At 69.0% G+C, this 213-nt stretch carries 1 protein-coding gene; it reads right to left on the bottom strand.

The annotated features are described in order from the left end of the window. Window positions 1–46 precede the first annotated feature (46 nt). Window positions 47–213 (bottom strand): PspC domain-containing protein (locus tag ELR45_RS42330; RefSeq protein ID WP_165367932.1); only part of this gene is annotated, 167 nt, incomplete at its 5' end.

Raw genomic sequence — 213 nt, forward strand, 5'->3', positions numbered from 1 at the left:
GCGTTGGTCGCCCAGCGGACGCTGGCGCACCTACGCCCGGAACCGGTCAGTCCTCGCTCGGCATGATGAACCACAGCGCGATGTAGATGACGAACTGCGGTCCTGGCAGCAGGCAGGAGAGCAGGGCGATGATGCGTACCTTGGTGGGGGTCGTGCCGAAACGCCGGGCGAGGCCGGCGCAGACTCCGGCGAAGATGCGGCCTTCCCGCGGCC

It is taken from the genome of Phytoactinopolyspora endophytica, assembly GCF_004138495.1.
In the GTDB taxonomy this organism is placed as follows: Bacteria; Actinomycetota; Actinomycetes; order Jiangellales; family Jiangellaceae; genus Phytoactinopolyspora; species Phytoactinopolyspora endophytica.